Here is a 19,366-nt window from a genome sequence, read left to right on the forward strand (position 1 = left end):
CCGGATCACCTCGTGGTGATCGACCGGCAGCCCAGCGAGGTGTTCCCCGACGGGAGGTCCACGTCGATGGCGAACACGCACACCCGGTGCGGTCCCGGTGCCACCGTCCTGCTGAACGAGAACCCGTGCGCGTCCCCCACCCCCGGGAACGCCCGCCCCACGTCGGTCCGGGTGCCCGACGCGCTCAACGACGCACCCCGACCATCCACGTACACGTGCACCGCACCGGACACCAACGGCTGATCCGGGTCGAACGCCCACCCCCGCACCGACAACGTCGAACCCGACGCCGACAGCGCATCCCAGTACGCCACCGGCAGCGCCTGCTGCCGGGTGATCGACCGGCAGCCCAGCGAGGTGTTCTTCGACGGGAGGTCCACATCGACGGCGAACACGCACACCCGATGTGCCCCCGGTGCCACCGTCGTGCTGAACGAGAACCCGTGCGCGTCCCCCACCCCCGGGAACACCCGCCCCACGTCGGTCCGGGTCCCCGACGCGCTCAACGACGCACCCCGACCATCCACGTACACGTGCACCGCACCGGACACCAACGGCTGATCCGGGTCGAACGCCCACCCCCGCACCGACAACGTCGAACCCGACACCGACAGCGCATCCCAGTTCGCCACCGGCAGCGCCTGCTGCCGGGTGATCGACCGGCAGCCCAGCGAGGTGTTCTTCGACGGGAGGTCCACATCGACGGCGAACACGCACACCCGGTGTGCCCCCGGTGCCACCGTCGTGCTGAACGAGAACCCGTGCGCGTCCCCCACCCCCGGGAACGCCCGCCCCACGTCGGTCCGGGTCCCCGACGCGCTCAACGACGCACCCCGACCATCCACGTACACGTGCACCGCACCGGACACCAACGGCTGATCCGGGTCGAACGCCCACCCCCGCACCGACAACGTCGAACCCGACACCGACAGCGCATCCCAGCTGGCCACGGGCAGCCTGTTCGCCGGCCGCACGTCCACGGCGGCAGTCGTACCGCTGACGCCGGTCACCTTGACCCGGAACTGGCCACCGGCCAACGCGACCTCCGAGCCGACGGGGAGCACCGTGACCGTGTCGCGCTCCCAGGAGATCTCGCCGGACGGACTGGCGTCCAGCAGCAAGGAGGAGTCACCGGCGCCCGCGTACGCCCGGCGCAGGAGCACCCCCGGTTGCACACCCACCACGTTGGCGTTGCTGGTGAGCCAACTGTCCCGGCCGCTGGCCGGCCGGTACTCCAGCCAGTAGGTCGCCCCGGTGGAGGCGGTCAGCTTCACTGCGCGCGTGCCGCTGGACCCGGAGATCGGCGAGAGCGTGTAGCTCGCCGCTGCCGAGGACGACGTCATCTCCGCCTGCTGGCCGGCCGGCAGGACCCCGAGAGCGTTCGCCTGGAGGGCACTCAGACTGCCCACCTGGTCCCAGGAGATGCCCATGACGTCGTAGTAGTCGCGGTAGGAGCTGATCTGGCAGCCCGAGGACCCGACCTCCTCCACCGTCCCCGCGCACTGGAGCTGCGAGGAGTGGTTCAGTCCGAGGTTGTGCCCGAACTCGTGCGCGACCACCGACGTGGCCGCTGCCTGGACGTAGGCGAGTCCGCCGCTCGCGGCACTCGTACCGAGCGTGCCGAGTCCGTAGCTGCAGCCGGGCGCTCCGGCTGGCACGTAGACCAGCAGGTGCTTGCCGTCTCCTGCGGTCCAGCCAGCTCGATCGGCAGCGGCTCGCCACAGGGCGAACGGGTCGCTGCAGGTGGCCGTCGTCGTCGTCCAGTCGAAGCCGGCGACCACCCCGAAGCGCACTGCGCCGGCGGTCTGCTCCTGCCAGAAGTCGGCCACCGCACCGCTCACCCCACCCGTGACAGCCGCCAGGGTGGTGGAGTCCCGGGCGGCGTCGCCTGGCTGCAGGAGGACGACGGTCACCTCGTGGTTGACGGCCCCCACGGCCGGCGCCGTCGCCGGTTGGTCGGCCGGCGCCACGACCTGGGTGCTGAGGAGCTCGTGTGCCGGCTCCATGCCCTCGATCGCGGCCGCGTCCTGCACCTCGGCACCCAACGTCACCTGGACGGTCGCGCCGCTCTCGACGTCGCCCACGTCCGTGGTGGACACCCGGACGGTCTCCCCCGACCCGGTCTGCACCCAGCTGAGCAGCGTGTCATCGTGCCCGGTCTCGTCGTGCCCGGTCTCATCGTGCCCGGTCTCGTCGTGCCCGGTCTCGCCGTGCCCGGTCTCGCCGTGCCCGGTCTCGTCCTCGTGTTCCGACACCGCTGGTGCCGGGTCTGCGTAGGCCTGGACCAGTTCACCCACCAGGGTGTCGCCGGCCTCAGCCGTCGATGTGGCCGTCTCCACAGGTCCTGCGGCCGTCCCCGACGGGGTCGACTCCTCGGCGGCAGCGGTGGGCGCCGCCGTCCGGTCGTCCGCGCGGGCGGGGGCCGGACTGGTCACGAGCATCGAGGCCAGCACGACGGCAGCTGCCACCAGACCCACCGGATGGAAGGGCAACCGGGTGTGCACGTGCATGAAGAGCTCCTGACCGAGTGGAGGTACCTCGTTCAGGATCGGCACCGCGCCCCCGGAACTGGAACGAACGGCGGGAACTCGTCCCACCGGCGCGCCAAGTACCGGTCGACACTCCTCCGTGCCGCTGTCTCACGCCACGCCCCGGTCAGCCCTCAGCTGTGCTCGTCCTCGATGCCCATCAGCCGGCGGCCGGCCTCCGTGATGGAGCCCGACAGCGACGGGTAGATCGCGAACGTCTGCGCGAGGTCGCCGGCGGTCAGCCCCTTGGTCACCGCCAGCGCGATGGGCAGGATCAGCTCCGACGCCCCGGGCGCGACGACCACCCCGCCGATGACGACGTCGGTCGAGCGGCGGGCGTAGAGCTTCACGAACCCGCTGTGCAGGTCACCCATCTTCGCCCGGGCGTTGGTGACCAGCGGCAGCCGGATCACCTCGACGTCCGCGCCCTCGGTGAGCGACTTCTCCTGCACCCCGACGGTGGCGATCTCCGGGTGGGTGAAGACGTTGGCCGAGACGGTCTTCAGCCGGATCGGCGCGACGGCCTCGCCGAGGGCGTGCCACATGGCGATGCGGCCCTGCATGGCCGCGACCGACGCGAGCTGGAACACCCCGGTGACGTCACCGGCGGCGTAGATGCCGGCGACGGTGGTCCGGGAGACCCGGTCGACGACGATGTGCCCCGCCTTGGTCACCTCGACCCCGCAGGCCTCCAGGTTCAGCCCCTCGGTGTTGGGCACGGTGCCCACGGTCATCAGCGCGTGCGAGCCCTCGACGACGCGGCCGTCGGTGAGCTCGACCCGCACGCCCTTCTCGGTGCGCACGACGCTCTGTGCCCGGCTGCGCTCGGCGATCCGGCCGCCCCGGGACTGGAAGACCTCCTCGACGACGGCTGCGGCATCGGCGTCCTCCCCCGGCAGCACCTGGTCGCGCGAGGACACCAGGGTGACCGGGACGCCGGCCTCCAGGTAGCCGGAGGCGAACTCCGCCCCGGTGACACCAGAACCGATGACCACCAGGTGCTCGGGCATCTCCTCGAGCTCGTAGACGTCGCGCCAGGAGAGGATCCGCTCGCCGTCCGGCTCGGCGCCGGGGAGCACCCGGGGGTCGGCGCCGGTGGCGATCAGGACGACGTCGCCCTCCAGCGTCTCGGTGACCCGCCCGTCGACGTCCAGGACCTCGACCCGGTGCACCGTCAGCCCACGCACCTCGTCGGCGAGCCGGGCGGCGCCCCGGATGATCCGCACCCCCTCGGACTCCAGGCGGTGGTGGATGTCGGCGGACTGGGCGACCGCCAGCCCCTTGATCCGGGTGTTGACCGCCCCGAGGTCGAGGGCGGCCCGCCCCAGCTCCGTGCCGGTGACGCCGAGGGTGACGGAGTCCCGGACGGCGGTCATGGCGCCGGCGGAGGCGATGAAGGTCTTGGACGGCACGCAGTCGGTCAGCACGCTGGCCCCGCCGATGCCGTCGCGCTCGACGACGGTGACGTCGGCGCCGAGCTGGGCGGCGACGAGCGCGGCCTCGTAGCCGGCCGGGCCGCCGCCGATGATCACGATGCGGGTCATGGTCGTTGCTCCAAGCGTGGTCTGACGGGTGCCCGCCCATTGTCCCTGCCCGGACCACACGCGTCGCCCACCCACGCGGGCGGGCCACCCCATGGGGCTCTCGAGGCCTCAGCGCGGCGAGGCGAAGGCGTCGAGCAGCTGCTGGGCGGCGAGCGCGGGGGTGAGCTCTCCGGCCAGCACCGCGGCCTCGAGCTCCGGCGCCGCCGACCGCACGGCCGGGTGTTCGCGCAGCTGGTGCTCCAGCCCGTCCCGGACCAGCTGCCAGGTCCAGCGCACCTGCTGCGCCCGGCGTCGTCCGTCCAGCTCCCCCGCGGCCTGGAGCCGGTCCTGGTGCGTGACGACCTGCGCCCAGACCTCGGCCAGCCCGGTACCGGTCAGCCCGGCGCAGGTGAGCACCGGCACGGCCTCCCCGCGCAGCATGCGCATCGCCCCGGCCAGCTCGCGGGCGGCCCGCCGGGCGTCGACCTCGCCGGGCCCGTCGGCCTTGTTCACCGCGATCACGTCGGCGATCTCCAGGATCCCGCGCTTGATCCCCTGCAGCTGGTCACCGGTGCGGGCCAGGGTGAGGAACAGGAACGTGTCGACCATCTCGGCGACGGCCACCTCCGACTGCCCGACCCCGACGGTCTCCACCAGGACGACGTCGTACCCGGCGGCCTCGACCACCACCATCGACTCCCGGGTCGCCTGCGCGACGCCGCCGAGGGTGCCCGCGGTCGGTGCCGGCCGGATGAACGCGCTCGGGTCGACGGCGAGCCGGGCCATCCGGGTCTTGTCGCCCAGGATCGAGCCACCGGAGCGGGCCGACGACGGGTCGACGGCGAGCACCGCCACCCTCGACCCGGCCGCGGTCAGGTCCGTGCCCAGGGCGTCGATGAAGGTCGACTTGCCGACCCCCGGCACCCCGCTGATCCCCACCCGCCGGGCCTTCCCGGCGTGCGGCAGCAGCTGCACCAGCAGCTCCTGGGCCGCCTCCCGGTGGTCGGCCCGCCGCGACTCGACCAGCGTGATCGCCCGCGCCACCGCCCGTCGCTCCCCGGCGAGCACCCCCTCCGCCAGCGCCGGGACGTCGACGGGCCGGCTCACGTCCCGTCCGCGGTGGCCGGGTCCAGAGCGTGGCCGAGCCGGGTGGACAGGGTGCGCAGCAGGTCCTGCGCGGCGTCGGCGATGACGGTGCCGGGCGGGAAGACAGCGGCCGCGCCCATCTCCTTCAACGTCGGGACGTCGTCGGGCGGGATCACCCCGCCGACCACGACCAGCACGTCGTCGGCGCCGAGCTCGGCGAGCGCGTCCCGCAGCGCCGGCACCAGCGTGAGGTGGCCGGCGGCGAGGGAGGAGACCCCGATGACGTGCACGTCGGCCTCGACCGCCTGCCGGGCGACCTCCTCCGGGGTCTGGAACAGCGGGCCGACGTCGACGTCGAAGCCGAGGTCGGCGAAGGCGGTGGCGATCACCTTCTGCCCGCGGTCGTGGCCGTCCTGGCCCATCTTGGCCACCAGGATCCGCGGCCGGCGGCCCTCGGCCTCGGCGAACGCGGCCGCCATCGCGCGGGTGTCCTCCACCGGACCCGATCCCCCTGCCTCGTCGCGGTAGACGCCGGAGATGGTGCGCACCTGCCCGGAGTGCCGGCCGTACACCGCCTCCAGCGCGTCGGAGATCTCGCCCACCGTCGCCTTCGCCCGGGCGGCGTCCACGGCCAGCTTGAGCAGGTTCGCGTCCAGGTCGCTGCCCCGCCGTCCCTCGGCCGCGGCGCGGGCGGCGTCGGTCAGCCGGCCCAGCGCCTCGGTCACCGCGGCCCCGTCCCGGGAGGCGCGCAGCTCGGCGAGCTTGGCCTTCTGCTGGGCCAGCACGTCGGCGTTGTCGACCCGCAGCACCTCGACCGCCTCGTCGGCCTCCACCCGGTACTTGTTCACCCCGATGACCGGCTGCCGGCCGGAGTCGATCCGCGCCTGGGTGCGCGCGGCGGCCTCCTCGATCCGCAGCTTCGGGATGCCGTCGTCGATCGCCTGCGCCATGCCGCCGTGCGCGGCGACCTCCTCGATGTGCGCCCACGCCCGGCGGGCCAGGTCGGCGGTCAGCTTCTCGACGTACGCCGACCCGCCCCACGGGTCGATGACCCGCGTCGTCCCGGACTCCTGCTGCAGCAGCAGCTGGGTGTTGCGGGCGATCCGGGCGGAGAAGTCGGTGGGCAGCGCCAGCGCCTCGTCCAGGGCGTTGGTGTGCAGCGACTGGGTGTGCCCCTGGGTGGCGGCCATCGCCTCCAGGCAGGTGCGGACGACGTTGTTGTAGACGTCCTGCGCGGTGAGCGACCAGCCCGAGGTCTGGCAGTGGGTGCGCAGCGACATCGACTTCGGGTTCTGCGCACCGGCCTCGCGCACCAGCTTCGCCCACAGCAGCCGGCCGGCGCGGAGCTTGGCGACCTCCATGAAGAAGTTCATCCCGATGCCCCAGAAGAAGCTCAGCCGGGGCGCGAACGCGTCGACGTCCAGGCCCGCGGCCTTGCCCGCCTGCAGGTACTCGACCCCGTCGGCGAGGGTGTAGGCCAGCTCCAGGTCGGCCGTCGCCCCGGCCTCCTGGATGTGGTACCCGGAGATGGAGATCGAGTTGAACCGCGGCATCCGCGCGGCGGTGAAGCTGAAGATGTCGCTGATCAGCTGCATCGACGGCTTGGGCGGGTAGATGTAGGTGTTGCGGACCATGAACTCCTTGAGGATGTCGTTCTGGATCGTCCCCGTGAGCTGGTCCGGGCTCACCCCCTGCTCCTCCGCCGCGACGACGTAGAGCGCCAGCACCGGCAAGACGGCGCCGTTCATCGTCATCGAGACGCTCATCTTGTCCAGCGGGATGCCGTCGAACAGCTGCCGCATGTCCAGGATCGAGTCGATCGCCACCCCGGCCATCCCGACGTCGCCGAGCACCCGCGGGTGGTCGGAGTCGTAGCCGCGGTGGGTGGGCAGGTCGAAGGCGACGCTGAGACCCTTCTGCCCGGCGGCCAGGTTGCGCCGGTAGAAGGCGTTGGACGCCGCCGCGGTGGAGAAGCCGGCGTACTGCCGCACCGTCCACGGCTGGGTGGTGTACATCGTCGGGTAGGGCCCGCGCAGGTACGGCGCGATGCCCGGGTAGGTGCCCAGGAAGTCGACGCCGGCCAGGTCGTCCGGGGTGGACAGCGGCGGGACGGCGATGCCCTCGGGCGTCTGCCAGGTCGCCTCGCCGACGTCCCGGCCGGTGGCGTCGGCGTACGCCTTCGCCCAGTCGTCCGCCGTCGCCGTCGGCTGCGGGTGGCCCAGGTCCAGGCCGCCGAAGTCGGGGATCGCACTCATGCCGACACCTCCGTGCGGCCATCTTCGCCGACATGGCCGCCGTCTGGGGTTCCTTCGTCCTCGCCCGGCCGGCCATGTTGGCGAACATGGCCGGCCTCCCGGGCATGGCCGGGGAGGAGCTCGTCGCGGACGGCCGTGAGCACGGCCAGGGCATCGCAGCCGGCGTGCAGGTAGCCGTCGACGCCGTCCACCGCCAGGGACGGCGGACCGGCCAGCCACACCTGGGTGGCACCGGCGGCCCGCAGCTCGGCGGCGAGCGCGGCGGCGGAGTCGGCGTGGTCGCGGTCGGTGCCGCAGATGCAGGCCACCGTCGTCCCGGCGAGGCCGTCCACCCCGTCGCCGGTCGGGGCCAGCAGCCCGCCGGCGCCGAAGAGGTTGGCGGCGAAGGTGGCCCGCGCGGTGTGCCGGGCCACCGGCCCGATCGTGGCCAGGTGCACCCGCGGCCGGGGGTCGACGGCCTCGACCCGGTCGCGGAGCTCCTCGAACGCCTCCGCGGTCCGCACCCGGGGCAGCCCGCCCGGTGCCGGGGGCAGCGCCTCGGCCGCCGGACGGCGCTCGGGGAGCACCTCGGCCGGGTTCGGGAACTCGGTGACCCCGGTGATCGCGTCCGTGCGGTGCGCCACCCGCTCCTGCCGCTCCGCCCAGGCGGCGCCGATGCGGTCGGCGACCAGCCCGGAGGAGAGCGCTGCGGCCAGCCCGCCGGCCCGCTCGATCTCGGTGAACCACGCCCACGCGGCCTGGGCCAGGGACTCGGTCAGCGACTCGACGTACCAGGAGCCGCCGGCCGGGTCGAGCACCCGGGCGAGGTGCCCCTCCTCGACAAGCAGGCTCTGGGTGTTGCGGGCGATCCGCCGGGCGAACGCGTCGGGCAGCCCGAGCGCCGCGTCGAAGGGCTGCACCGTCACCACGTCGGCCCCGCCGACGCCGGCGGCGAAGCAGGCGACCGTGGTGCGCAGCATGTTCACCCACGGGTCGTGCCGGGTGACCATCACGTTCGAGGTGACCGCGTGCTGGCGCATCGCCCGCGCCTCGGCCGGCACCCCGCTGGCCTCGCCCACCCGGTCCCACATCCGGCGGGCGGCCCGCAGCGCGGCGATGGTGGTGAACTGGTCGGCGCTCGCCGACAGCCGGAACTCCAGCTGGCCGAACGCGTCCGCCACGTCCAGGCCCTGGGAGGTGAGTGCCCGCAGGTGGGCCACCCCGGCGGCGACCGCGCAGCCGAGCTCCTCCACCGCCGAGCCCCCGGCGTCGGCGAAGACGGTGCCGTCGGCGACGACCGTGCGCCAGCCGGCCGGCGCGCGGCGGGCCAGGTCGGCCAGGCCGGTCAGGTCCTGCGGCTCCCCCGTCGCCGCCTGGACGCTCAACGGGTCCATCCCCAGGCAGCCGCCGGGCGCCAGGTCGGTGCGGCCCTCGACCAGCGCCAGGAACGCCTCCGCCGCCGGTACCCCGCCCTGCAGGGTCACCGGCGCGAGGTCGAGCAGGACGTCGGCGAGCACCTCACCGAGCGCGCCGGCCGGCACGGCGCCGTCCCCGACGACCAGCCACAGCGAGGAGACGCCGTTCTCCAGGTCCGCGGCGATCGCCTCCCGGGTGCGCGCGACGTCGGGGTCGGCGTGCCGTTGCCGCACGTCCCACCCGGCGGGGACGTCGGGGTCGGCTCCCCCGGCCGCGGTCACCCCGGCCGCGCCGGCCCGGGAGCCGCGCACGAACGGCGGCAGCCCCGGCACCCCGGCGAGCGCCGGCAGGTCACCGGCGTCCGCGGCGGTGTAGAGCGGTGCCACGGTCACCCCGGTGGCGACGGTGCGCGCCAGCGCGTCCTCGACCGGGTCGGGCAGCTGCTCCCGCCCGGCCTTGCGCAGCACCCCGGCCACCAGGTCGCGCCACTGGTCCCGGGTGGCGGCGGGGAAGTCCCCGGCCAGCGTCAGGACGTCGGGCGCCGGTGGCTCGGCGGGTGGCCGGCCGGCCGGCGCGGTCGGGTGGTCGGTGGAACTCATCGTCGGGTCCCCGCCTCTCGTGGACGACGCGCGTCGGCCCAAGATCTACACGATCCGGGGCCCTTCCCTACCGTGCGGGTGCCACCGCGTCCGCGGTCAGGGCGTGCAGCGCGGTGCGGGCCAGCAGCCGCACCCCGACCCCGATCGCCCGCTCGTCGACGTCGAAGGTGCCCCGGTGCAGGTCCAGCGGGGTGCCGCCGCCGTGCGTCCCGAGCCGGGCGAGCGCGATGGGCAGCACCTCGGCGAACCAGCCGAAGTCCTCCCCGCCCATGCTCTGCGGGGAGACCGCCACCCCGTCGCTGCCCACCGTCTCCAGCGCGGCCGACCGCAGCAGCGCCACGCTGCGCGGGTCGTTGACCACCGGCGGCACGCCACGCACGTACTCGATCGACACCGCGGCCCCCGACGCCCCGGCGACCTCGGTGACCAGCCGGCGCACGAGGTCCTCGGCCTCGTCCCACACCGACCGGTCGAGCACCCGCAGGGTGCCGCGCAGCTGACCGGTCTCCGGGATGGTGTTCGCCGCGACCCCGGCGGTGATCGCGCCCCAGACCAGCGAGAGGCTCGCCCGCGGGTCGACCAGCCGGGACAGCAGGCCCGGCACCTCGGTGGCCACCCGCCCCATGGCGTGCACCAGGTCGACGGTCAGCTGCGGCCGCGCGGTGTGCCCTCCCGGCCCGGTCAGGGTCACCTCGACCCGGTCGCACGCGGCGGTGATCGCCCCGGTGCGCAGGCCGACCTGGCCGGCCGGCAGCGAGGGGTCGCAGTGCAGCGCGAAGGCCCGGGTCGCCCCGGCCAGCACGCCCTCGTCCACGACCTCCAGCCCACCGCCGGGCACCTGCTCCTCGGCCGGCTGGAACACGCAGCGCACGGTGCCCGGCAGCCCGTCCAGCGAGGCCAGTGCCTGCGCGACCCCGAGCAGCACGGTGGTGTGCACGTCGTGGCCGCAGGCGTGGCAGAGCCCCTCGCGGGTGGAGGCGTACGGCACGTCCTTCAGGTCGGTCAGCGGCAGTGCGTCGATGTCGGCGCGCAGCACCACCACCGGGCCGGCGTCCGGGTCGCCACCGACGTCGCAGACCAGCCCGGTGCCCGACTTCAGCCGCCGCGGCGCCAGGCCGGCCGCGGTGAGCCGCTGCTCCAGGAAGGCGGTCGTCTCGTGCTCGGCGAAGCCCAGCTCGGGGTGGGCGTGCAGGTGCCGGCGGACGGCGACCAGCTCCGGCTGGTGCGCCTGCGCCCAGGTATCGACCGCCCGGCCTGCCTGGTCGTGCCGGTCGTCGGGGGTCGGTGCTCCGGTCACGAGGGCAGCCCGTCGCGGAGCTCGGCCAGCAGGCTGTCGACCACCGGCGCCAGCTCGCCGTCGTGCGCGGCCGCGACCGCTCGCTGCCGCCCGGCGGACCCACCGGTGGCGAGCACCCGCCGGACGTCGGTGAGCTCGGCCTCGCAGCCGAGCTTGCGCGCGGTGGGCAGCAGCTCCTCGACCACGTCGGCGATCGCCTCCCGCACCGGCCGCACGGTGCCCTGCTCGTCCACGACGATCTCGGCGTCCAGGCCGTAGCGCACGGCCCGCCACTTGTTCTCCCGCACGACCCAGTCGGCCGGCGAGGGCAGGGTGTAGCCGCGGTCGAGCTGGGTGTCGAACTGCTCGACCAGGCACTGCGCGAGCGCGGCGACCGCGCCGACCTCGTCGAGGGTGGGCAGCCCGTCGCAGATCCGCAGTTCCACGGTGCCGAAGTCCGGGTGCGGGCGGATGTCCCACCACACCTCGCGGACGCTCTCGATCGCCCCGGCGTCGATCAGCGTGCCCATGTACTCCTCGAAGTGCGCCCAGTCGTCGAGCTGGTAGGGCAGCCCCGCGGTCGGCATGGCCTCGAAGACCTTGGTGCGCGCCGAGGCGAGCCCGGTGTCGCAGCCGGCCCAGTAGGGCGAGGACGCCGACAGCGCCAGGAAGTGCGGCACGTACTGGGTGAGCGCGTTGACGATCGGGATGATCTTGTCGGGTGAGCGGACGCCGACGTGCACGTGGACGCCGAAGATCTGCAACCGTCGGGCCAGCCACTGCATCCGCTCGACCAGCTGGGTGTACCGCTCCTTGGGCGAGATCTCCTGGGAGTCCCACCGGGTGAAGGGGTGACTGCCGGCGCACATGACCCCCAGGCCCCGGCGCTCGGCGGCGGCGACCACCTCGGCGAGCGTGCCGGCCAGGTCGGCCTTGGCCTCCGCGACCGTGGTGCAGACCCCGGTGATGATCTCCACGGTCGACTGCAGCAGCTCGTGCTTGGCCTTGGGGTGCTCGTCGAGGCCCTCGGGGGTGAGCTCGGCGAGGATCTCGGTGGCGCCGGCGGTCAGCTCGCGGGTCTGCGGGTCGATCAGCTGCAGCTCCCACTCCACCCCCAGGCTGGCCCGCTCGGAGGCGTGGAAGGGGATCTGCACGCCGGGGAGTCTAGGGACGGCGTCCGACACCCGCCGGGCGGTGAACTGTGGGTGCTGCTTCCTATGCTCACGGGGTGAGCCAGCCTGCCGCCGCCCAGCCTGCCGACCCGACCGCCCTGGCCGCCAGCGCCGCGTCCGAGCTGACCGCCGCCCTCGGCGACGGCCACGACGTCGCCGTGGTGATGGGGTCCGGGTGGGCGCCCGCCGCCGACGCCTTCGGCGAGACGCTGGCCAGCGTCGCCATCGGCGACCTCCCGGGGTTCGCCGCCCCGACCGTCACCGGGCACGGCGGGGAGATCCGCTCGGTCCAGGTGGGCGAGCGCAAGGTGCTTCTCTTCCTGGGCCGCACCCACCTGTACGAGGGCCGCGGGGTCGAGCCGGTGGTGCACGGCATCCGCACCGCCGCCGCGGCCGGGGTGCGCACCGTCGTCCTCACCAACGCCGCCGGCGGGCTGCGCCCCGAGCACCGGGTCGGCCAGGCGGTGCTGATCAGCGACCACCTGAACATGACCGCCCGCTCGCCGCTGGTGGGCGCCACCTTCGTCGACCTCACCGACCTGTACTCCGCCCGGCTGCGCACGCTGGCCCGGGAGATCGACCCGTCGCTGGCCGAGGGCGTCTACGCCGCGCTGCCGGGCCCGCACTTCGAGACCCCGGCCGAGATCCGGATGCTCACCACGCTGGGCGCGGACCTGGTCGGCATGTCCACCGCGCTGGAGGCGATCGCTGCCCGGGCCGCCGGCATGGAGGTGTTCGGCCTGTCGATGGTCACCAACGCCGCGGCCGGCATCACCGGCGAGGCGCTGGACCACCTCGAGGTGCTGGAGGCGGGCAAGGCCGCGGCCGGCCGGCTCGGCAGCTTCCTGGTCGAGCTGATCGGCCGGATGCCGTGAGCGGAGCGGGCCCCGGGAGCGCCCCGTCGAGCAGCGTGACCGGTCCGGTCCTGGTCACCGGCGCGGCCGGCGGGCTCGGGACGGCGCTGCGCGGCGGGCTGCCCGAGCGGGGCTGGGCGGTGCGCAGCCTGGACGTCGTCCCGATCGAGCAGCCGCGCCCGGGCGAGGAGCACCTGGTCGCCGACGCCGCCGACCTGGATGCGGTCACGGCCGCGGCCCAGGGCGCCTCGGCGGTCGTGCACCTGGCCGGGATCCTCGGCGAGGCGACCTGGCCGGCCATCGTGCGCTCGCACATCGAGACCACCCGCACCGCGCTGGAGGCCGCCCGCCGCGCCGGCGTCGGCCGCGTCGTGCTGGCCAGCAGCAACCACGCCAGCGGCTTCACCGCCCGGCCGTCCTCCGGCCTGCTCACCGAGGCCGACGCCCCGCCGCGGCCGGACACCTACTACGGGGTGGCCAAGGTGACGATGGAGGCGCTCGGCTCGCTGTACGCCGACCGCTACGGCCTCGACGTCGTCTGCCTGCGGATCGGCAGCGCCTTCCCCCGGCCCACCTCGGTGCGGCAGCTGGCCACCTGGCTCTCCCCCGGCGACACCGTGCGGCTGGTCGACGCCGCACTGCGCACGCCCTCCCCCGGCTACCGGGTCGTCTGGGGCGTGTCGGCCAACACCCGCGGCTGGTGGGACCTCACCGCCGCCCGCGCGCTGGGCTACGAGCCGGCCGACGACGCCGAGGCGTACGCCGACGAGCTGATCGCCGCCCAGGGCGAGGCGAACCCGGCCGACCCGGTGCACGCCCGGGTGGGCGGGGAGTACACCCTGCCCGGCGTGGACGTCGACGTGGTCGAGGCCGCCCAGGGCCCGGTCCAGCCCAGTGGAGGCCCGCGATGACCGACCTGCTGGACGACGCCCGCGCCTGGGCCGCCGCCGACCCGCACGCCGGCGACCGGGCCGAGATCGAGGCGCTGGTCGCCGCCGGTGACACGGCGGAGCTGGCCCGCCGGTTCACCGGCCCGCTGACCTTCGGCACCGCCGGGCTGCGCGGCCCGCTGCGCGCCGGCCCGGCCGGGATGAACGCCGCCGTGGTCAGCCGCGCCGCCGCGGGGCTCGCCCGGTACCTGGTCGACTCCGGGCAGGGCGGCCGCGGCGTGGTGATCGGCTACGACGCCCGGCACCGCTCCGACGAGTTCGCGCACGTGTCGGCCGCGGTGCTCGCCGGCGCCGGGTTCGCCGTGTCGGTGCTGCCCCGCCCGTTGCCCACGCCGGTGCTGTCCTTCGCCGTCCGGCACCTGGGCGCGGTGGCCGGGGTGATGGTGACCGCCAGCCACAACCCGCCGCAGGACAACGGCTACAAGGTCTACCTCGCCGACGGCGCCCAGCTGGTGCCGCCGGCCGACCGGGAGATCGAGGCCGCGATCGCCGCCGCCGGCCCGGCCCGCGAGCTGCCGCTCTCCGACGACTGGAACACCCTCGGCGACGACGTCGAGGCCGACTACGTCGCCGCGGTGGTGGCCGCTCTGGACCCCGACCGGGTGGACGCCGTGGCCCGCCGGCGTCTCGTGGTGGCCTACACCGCGATGCACGGCGTCGGGTCGGCGACCACGCAGCGGGTGTTCGAGGCCGCCGGCTTCGCCGCCCTGCACTGCGTCACCGAGCAGGACCGGCCCGACCCGGCGTTCCCGACGGTCGCCTTCCCGAACCCGGAGGAGCCGGGCGCGGTCGACCTGCTGACCGCGCTGGCCAGCCGTACCGGTGCCGACGTCGCGATCGCCGAGGACCCGGACGCCGACCGGTGTTCGGTGGTCGTGGGCGGGCGCCAGCTCACCGGCGACGAGGTCGGCGTGCTGCTGGGCGACTGGCTGCTCCGCCGCGGGGCGCAGGGCACCTACGCCAACTCACTGGTCAGCGGCTCCCTGCTCGGCGCCCTCGCCGCGGCGCACGGTGTGCCGTTCGAGCAGACCCCGACCGGCTTCAAGTGGATCATCCGGGCCGGCTCCGCCGCGGCGCCGCTGGTGTTCGGCTACGAGGAGGCGCTGGGCTACGCGGTCTCCCCCACGGTCGCGCACGACAAGGACGGCGTCTCCGCGGCGCTGGCCGTCGCCCTGCTCGCCGCAGAGCTCGCGGCCGAGGGCCGGACGCTGACCGACCGGCTCGACGAGCTGGCGGTCGAGCACGGGCTGTTCGCCACCGGCCAGCTGTCGGTGCGGGTCGAGGACCTCACGCTCATCTCCGACGCGATGGCCCGGCTCCGCGCCCAGCCACCCGCACAGCTGCTCGGCCGCCCGGTCCAGGTGGTCGACCTCGCGCACGCCGACCCGCCGCTGGACGCCGTCCGGCTGACCGGGGACGGCGTGCGGGTGATCGTCCGCCCCAGCGGCACCGAGCCCAAGCTCAAGGCCTACCTGGAGGCCGTCGTCCCGGTGCCGGACGCCACGGGGCTGCCGGCCGCCCGCACCCGCGGGGCGGCCGAGCTGGACCGGCTGCGCACGGAGATGGCTGCCGCCCTGGGGGTCTGACCGCCCGGTCCGCCGTCGGCACACCTCGTCGTGCGCCGCCGGCGACCGGCGGTTCGGCCCTCAGCTGTAGGACGTCGGGTAGGCCGGGTCCGCCATCGGCTGCCGCCCGGCCGGGAGCGGGCCGTACCCGTTGTCGTGCGGCTGACCGGGCAGGAACCAGGTCTGCACGATCAGCACGATCCACCCGATGACCGGCAGCAGCAGGAACAGCAGCCACCAGGCCGAGTGGCCCCGGTCGTGCAGCCGGGTGACGGTCGAGGAGACCGACGGCACCAGGGTCAGCAGGCTCACCACCAGTCCGATCGGCCCGCTCGTCGTGTCGAACGAGTAGGACGTCGAGTCCGCGGTGCTGGTGTCGAACGAGGTGAACCCGAATGCGATGTCCAGCAGCCCGGCGAGCACCGAGACCGCCAGGATCGGCAGGAAGTAGTGCAGCCAGAAGGTGCGGCGGGTGATCCGGCCGCGGGAGACATACCAGTTGCCGAAGCTCATGCGAACCCTCTTCTGCTCGGGACGAGGCCGCCGGGAGCGGGCGGCGGCTCATCCTGGCGGCAAGACCCCCCTGACGGTGTCCCCCGGAAGAGCGACACGCAGCACCCACCTGCGACTCTCTCCCGCGGTCGATGGCATCCCGTCCGCTCCTGACGGGCTGCTGGGCGGCTCGACAGCGATCACGGACCGCCGGCGCGCGCCGCGAGCCGGGCACCGACGGGGTCAGCCCCAGTAGGGCGGCGCGGACGGCGGCGGCGCTGGGGGTCCGGGCGGTGCGGTCGGCGGCACCGAGTACGGCGGCGGCGTAGGTGGCTGATCGGGTCCGGCCGGGGTGACCGCCGTGCCGGGGGCGGGGCCGTAGCGGTTCGGGCCGCCGTCCCCACGCAGGAAGCCGGTGAGCACCAGCAGCGCCACCGAGCCGACCAGCGGCACCAGCCCGATGAGCAGCCACCAGGCGGCCATCCCGCGGTCGTGCAGCCGGGTCACCCCACCGGAGATGGACGCCGGGAGGGTCAGCAGGCCCGTGGCGGTGACGAGCGGTCCGTAGCCGGTCTGGCCGGTGGCGATCAGCTCGACGTCGCTGTTGCCAAGCGCCACGTCGGCGAACAGGGCCAGGACGCTGAGCACCGCCAGCGGCAGGGCGTACTGCAGCCACCAGGTGCGCCGGTCGATGCGCCCGCGGCGCACGTACCACTGCCAGAAGCTCACCCCGCCAGTGTGCCTGGCGCCACCGGCGGTCAGCGAGGAGGCGGCCCGTACCGGTTGGCGTGCGGCTGCGTGCCGAGGAAGCCGCAGGTGATCAGCAGCACCAGCCAGCCGACGACCGGGAACAGGCCCCACAGCAGCCACCAGGCCGAGTGGTCGCGGTCGTGCAGCCGGGTGACGGTGGCCGCGATGTTCGGCACGGTGAGCACGAGCCCGACCACGGCGGTGACCGGTCCGCCCTGGTCGGGGAAGAACCACAGGACGTCGGCGAGGTCCGCGGAGCCCTCCCGGTCCTCGAACCGCGGGTAGCTGTCCGGGAACCACTGCGCGTCGATGACCGAGGCCATCAACCCGAGCAGGCCGATGAGCAGCACGTAGCGGACCCACCAATCGCTGCGCCGGATCCGCCCGGTGGGCACGTACCAGCCGAGCAGCCCCCCGCGATCGCTCATCCGCCGACGGTCTCCCGGCAGCCCGAGCGCAGCGACCGCTGTGCGGCGTCGAGCACCCGGACGACGTCCCGGCCGAACGCGGCGTCACAGGGGTGCGCGCCACCGGTGAGCGCGGCCGCCTGCAGCTCGTCGACGGCCACGGCGTGGGCCTCGACCGCGGTGCCGGACTCGGGCAGCAGCACCAGCCGGCCGGCGTCCCCGTGCACCCAGGTGTCGATCCCGGTGGCCAGCTCGGCGACGGTCGCCGAGACGGTCACGGTGCTCGCCCGACCCTCCGGGTGGGTGAGCACCAGGTGCACGGTGTCGCCCTGGCCCGCGCCGGCCTGCACGGCGGTGACCGGGCCGAGCGCCGGGACGAGCAGCGAGAGCGCGTGCGGACCGACGTCCCAGAGGGCGCCGTGCTCCCGCCGCCACGGGGTGTCGAACGGCCCGCCGGCCAGCCGGCCCAGCCAGGTGACCGCACCGCCGGCGAGCGTGGTGCGTGCGGCCTGCTCGAGCCAGGTGGAGGTCGCCGTCCGGAAGCGGTTGGTGAAGAACACCACCGAGGCGACGCCGGCGGCCTCGACGGCGGCGACCACCCGGTCGGCGGCCTCGGTCGACAGCGCGACCGGCTTCTCCAGCAGCAGGTGCTTGCCGGCCGCGGCGGCCCGCTCGGCGAGCGGTGCCTGGACGTCCGGCGGCAGCGCGAAGCTCACCGCGTCGACGTCGGCCAGCAGCGCGTCCACGTCGTCGGTGCCCATGACGTCGAACTGCGCGCCGGCCGCCTTCGCCTTGGCCAGGTCCCGGCCCCACACGCCGACCAGCTCGGCGTCCGGGTGCCCGGCGAGGGAGGTGGCGTGCACCTCGGTCGCCCAGTGGCCGGTGCCGAGCACCCCGAACCGCATGCCCTAGACCGCGCCGAACTGGCGGTCGCCGGCGTCGCCGAGGCCCGGGACGATGTAGGCGTTCTCGTTGAGCCGCTCGTCGATGCTGGCGGTGAACACACGCAGCGGCAGCCCGCTCTCCTCCAGCCGCTTGAGCCCCTCGGGCGCGGCCAGGGCGCAGAGCACGGTGATCTCGGTGCAGCCGCGGTCGGTGAGCAGCGTGCAGCAGTGCACCAGCGAGCCGCCGGTGGCCAGCATCGGGTCCAGCACGAACACCTGGCGGCCGACGAGCGACTCCGGCAGCGAGGCCATGTAGGCCTCCGGCTCGAAGGTGACCTCGTTGCGGGCCAGCCCGACGAAGCCCATCTGCGACTCCGGCAGCATCCCGTGAGCGGTGTCGGCCATGCCCAGGCCGGCGCGCAGCACCGGCACGATCAGCGGCGGGGCGGCCAGCCGGTAGCCGGTGGTGTCGGTGACCGGGGTGGTGATCGGCTCCTCGGCGACGGCGAGATCGCGGCTGGCCTCGTAGACCAGCATCTGGGTGAGCTCCCGCAGCGCGGCCCGGAAGGCGGCGTTGTCGGTGCGCTCGTCGCGCATCCGCGACAGTCGGGCGCGGGCGATCGGGTGGTCGACGACGGTCAGCTGCACGGCGCACACCGTATCGGCGCTGATCAGCAGACGTTGACCGGGAGCCACCGCGGGTGGTCCAGTTCCCGCTGCACGATCGAGCGCCGACAGGAGGAGCGATGAGCGACCCGACCCGGCTGGTGACGTCCGCCGACGTCGACGACCGAGCAGGTGGCGACGTGTCGATCTCGGCACTGCACGAGCTGGAGCTGGCCGATGGGAGTCGAGTGGTCCTCCTCGACGACCGGGGCTGGGGCACCTCGGGTGGCTGGTGCAGGGTGTCCGTCGCGGACGTCCGGTCGACGGCGATCATGGTGGTCGGCCCGGACGAGCCCTTCGGCGGCCGCTCGCAGGAGGAGATGGCGGCCGCCCACTGGGACGAGCTGGCCCGCACGGCCCGGTCGCTGGGCGTCGCGGTCGACGGCGCCGGACTCCGGCAGCTGCCGCACGACGTGGCGCTGAGCCCACGGCTGCTCGCGCGCCTCGGCGCGCCGCCGAGCGGGGCGGGGACCGGCGCAGAGCCCAGCCTGGACACGTCGCCGCCGACGATCGGCGTCGCGTCACCTGCAGCGGCCGGGGAGCTGCTGACCCTCCAGCGGGCGGCGTACGTGAGCGAGGCGCAGCTGTACGACGACGTCCGGCTGCCCGCGCTGACCCAGACCCTCGGCGAGCTGACGTCCGAGCTGGCCGCGAGCACCTGTCTGGCCGCCTGGTCCGGTCGCCGGCTGGTCGGCGCCATCCGCACCCGCGAGGTCGACGACGTCCTGCACGTCGGGCGGCTGGTCGTCGCACCGGACCTGCAGGGGCTGGGGATCGGGAGCCGGCTGCTGGCCGCCGCCGAGGCGGGCTCCCCCTGCCGCCTCGCGACGCTGTTCACCGGATCCCGGAGCGAGGCCAACCTCCGGCTGTACCGCCGCCACGGGTACGTCGAGGACCGGCGGGAGGAGCTGCGCCCCGGCCTGGAGATCGTGCACCTGGTCAAGGAGCTCCGCTGAGGCCGTGC

The 19,366-nt window shown here is 74.7% G+C and carries 16 protein-coding genes; 4 read left to right on the forward strand and 12 right to left on the reverse strand.

Annotation, left to right across the window (positions count from 1 at the left end):
• Nucleotides 1-5: 5 nt before the first annotated feature.
• The 7 genes from Q1A09_RS04630 to Q1A09_RS04660 form a co-directional block, all read right to left on the reverse strand.
• Complete coding sequence (locus Q1A09_RS04630) at nucleotides 6-2,510, reverse strand: reprolysin-like metallopeptidase (protein ID WP_299952310.1); 2,505 nt, start codon at nucleotides 2,508-2,510, stop codon at nucleotides 6-8.
• 152 nt (nucleotides 2,511-2,662) lie between these two features.
• A complete protein-coding gene (locus Q1A09_RS04635) occupies nucleotides 2,663-4,165 on the reverse strand; it encodes an NAD(P)H-quinone dehydrogenase (protein WP_299952311.1) in 1,503 nt (500 codons plus the stop codon).
• Nucleotides 4,166-4,180: 15 nt separating this feature from the next.
• Nucleotides 4,181-5,158: a methylmalonyl Co-A mutase-associated GTPase MeaB gene (meaB, locus tag Q1A09_RS04640; RefSeq protein WP_299952312.1), complete on the reverse strand. Its 978-nt coding sequence runs from the start codon at nucleotides 5,156-5,158 to the stop codon at nucleotides 4,181-4,183.
• Nucleotides 5,155-7,392, reverse strand: a complete 2,238-nt coding sequence (gene scpA, locus Q1A09_RS04645; RefSeq protein ID WP_299952313.1) for a methylmalonyl-CoA mutase — start codon at nucleotides 7,390-7,392, stop codon at nucleotides 5,155-5,157. The genes meaB and scpA overlap by 4 nt, the downstream gene beginning before the upstream one ends.
• A complete protein-coding gene (locus Q1A09_RS04650) occupies nucleotides 7,389-9,386 on the reverse strand; it encodes a methylmalonyl-CoA mutase subunit beta (protein ID WP_299952314.1) in 1,998 nt (665 codons plus the stop codon). Before Q1A09_RS04650 ends, scpA begins: the two co-directional genes overlap by 4 nt.
• Nucleotides 9,387-9,453: 67 nt before the next feature.
• Complete coding sequence (locus tag Q1A09_RS04655; RefSeq protein WP_299952315.1) at nucleotides 9,454-10,683, reverse strand: amidohydrolase; 1,230 nt, start codon at nucleotides 10,681-10,683, stop codon at nucleotides 9,454-9,456.
• Nucleotides 10,680-11,816 (reverse strand): glutamate--cysteine ligase, encoded by a 1,137-nt coding sequence (locus Q1A09_RS04660; RefSeq protein WP_299952316.1) that lies wholly within the window; start codon nucleotides 11,814-11,816, stop codon nucleotides 10,680-10,682. The genes Q1A09_RS04655 and Q1A09_RS04660 overlap by 4 nt, the downstream gene beginning before the upstream one ends.
• 74 nt (nucleotides 11,817-11,890) lie before the next feature.
• Between Q1A09_RS04660 and Q1A09_RS04665 the strand changes: the two genes are divergently transcribed.
• The 3 genes from Q1A09_RS04665 to Q1A09_RS04675 are packed head-to-tail and all read left to right on the forward strand — an operon-like array spanning nucleotide 11,891 to nucleotide 15,224.
• The gene (locus Q1A09_RS04665) at nucleotides 11,891-12,709 is read left to right on the forward strand and encodes a purine-nucleoside phosphorylase (protein ID WP_299952317.1); all 819 of its coding nucleotides are present in this window, start codon (nucleotides 11,891-11,893) and stop codon (nucleotides 12,707-12,709) included.
• A gap of 35 nt (nucleotides 12,710-12,744) precedes the next feature.
• Nucleotides 12,745-13,599 (forward strand): NAD(P)-dependent oxidoreductase, encoded by an 855-nt coding sequence (locus Q1A09_RS04670; RefSeq protein ID WP_299952318.1) that lies wholly within the window; start codon nucleotides 12,745-12,747, stop codon nucleotides 13,597-13,599.
• The gene (locus Q1A09_RS04675; protein WP_299952319.1) at nucleotides 13,596-15,224 is read left to right on the forward strand and encodes a phospho-sugar mutase; all 1,629 of its coding nucleotides are present in this window, start codon (nucleotides 13,596-13,598) and stop codon (nucleotides 15,222-15,224) included. Before Q1A09_RS04670 ends, Q1A09_RS04675 begins: the two co-directional genes overlap by 4 nt.
• Nucleotides 15,225-15,284: 60 nt before the next feature.
• Here the strand turns inward: Q1A09_RS04675 and Q1A09_RS04680 are convergent, their stop codons facing one another.
• The 5 genes from Q1A09_RS04680 to upp form a co-directional block, all read right to left on the reverse strand.
• Nucleotides 15,285-15,716: a DUF805 domain-containing protein gene (locus Q1A09_RS04680; protein ID WP_299952320.1), complete on the reverse strand. Its 432-nt coding sequence runs from the start codon at nucleotides 15,714-15,716 to the stop codon at nucleotides 15,285-15,287.
• A 222-nt stretch (nucleotides 15,717-15,938) separates the two neighbouring features.
• Nucleotides 15,939-16,424: a DUF805 domain-containing protein gene (locus Q1A09_RS04685; RefSeq protein ID WP_299952321.1), complete on the reverse strand. Its 486-nt coding sequence runs from the start codon at nucleotides 16,422-16,424 to the stop codon at nucleotides 15,939-15,941.
• Between the two features lie 29 nt (nucleotides 16,425-16,453).
• Entirely contained in the window at nucleotides 16,454-16,873 is a 420-nt protein-coding gene (locus Q1A09_RS04690; RefSeq protein WP_299952322.1) for a DUF805 domain-containing protein, read from the reverse strand.
• The gene (locus Q1A09_RS04695) at nucleotides 16,870-17,757 is read right to left on the reverse strand and encodes a Gfo/Idh/MocA family protein (protein ID WP_299952323.1); all 888 of its coding nucleotides are present in this window, start codon (nucleotides 17,755-17,757) and stop codon (nucleotides 16,870-16,872) included. The genes Q1A09_RS04690 and Q1A09_RS04695 overlap by 4 nt, the downstream gene beginning before the upstream one ends.
• A gap of 3 nt (nucleotides 17,758-17,760) precedes the next feature.
• The gene (upp, locus tag Q1A09_RS04700; protein WP_299952324.1) at nucleotides 17,761-18,384 is read right to left on the reverse strand and encodes a uracil phosphoribosyltransferase; all 624 of its coding nucleotides are present in this window, start codon (nucleotides 18,382-18,384) and stop codon (nucleotides 17,761-17,763) included.
• A 98-nt stretch (nucleotides 18,385-18,482) separates the two neighbouring features.
• Between upp and Q1A09_RS04705 the strand changes: the two genes are divergently transcribed.
• On the forward strand, nucleotides 18,483-19,358 hold the full coding sequence (locus Q1A09_RS04705; protein ID WP_299952325.1) for a GNAT family N-acetyltransferase: 876 nt from the start codon (nucleotides 18,483-18,485) through the stop codon (nucleotides 19,356-19,358).
• Nucleotides 19,359-19,366: the final 8 nt, after the last annotated feature.

The organism is uncultured Modestobacter sp. (assembly GCF_947486615.1).
Classification (GTDB): domain Bacteria; phylum Actinomycetota; class Actinomycetes; order Mycobacteriales; family Geodermatophilaceae; genus Modestobacter.

What these genes read in the sequence shown, in the direction of transcription:
- Q1A09_RS04630 (WP_299952310.1), bottom strand. Translation starts at nt 2,510, where the DNA reads ATGCACGTGCACACCCGGTTGCCCTTCCATCCGGTGGGTCTGGTGGCA.
- Q1A09_RS04635 (WP_299952311.1), bottom strand. Translation starts at nt 4,165, where the DNA reads ATGGGGTGGCCCGCCCGCGTGGGTGGGCGACGCGTGTGGTCCGGGCAG.
- Q1A09_RS04650 (WP_299952314.1), bottom strand. Translation starts at nt 9,386, where the DNA reads ATGAGTTCCACCGACCACCCGACCGCGCCGGCCGGCCGGCCACCCGCC.
- Q1A09_RS04690 (WP_299952322.1), bottom strand. Translation starts at nt 16,873, where the DNA reads ATGAGCGATCGCGGGGGGCTGCTCGGCTGGTACGTGCCCACCGGGCGG.
- Q1A09_RS04695 (WP_299952323.1), bottom strand. Translation starts at nt 17,757, where the DNA reads ATGCGGTTCGGGGTGCTCGGCACCGGCCACTGGGCGACCGAGGTGCAC.
- Q1A09_RS04705 (WP_299952325.1), top strand. Translation starts at nt 18,483, where the DNA reads ATGAGCGACCCGACCCGGCTGGTGACGTCCGCCGACGTCGACGACCGA.
- Q1A09_RS04675 (WP_299952319.1), top strand. Translation starts at nt 13,596, where the DNA reads ATGACCGACCTGCTGGACGACGCCCGCGCCTGGGCCGCCGCCGACCCG.
- Q1A09_RS04680 (WP_299952320.1), bottom strand. Translation starts at nt 15,716, where the DNA reads ATGAGCTTCGGCAACTGGTATGTCTCCCGCGGCCGGATCACCCGCCGC.
- scpA (WP_299952313.1), bottom strand. Translation starts at nt 7,392, where the DNA reads ATGAGTGCGATCCCCGACTTCGGCGGCCTGGACCTGGGCCACCCGCAG.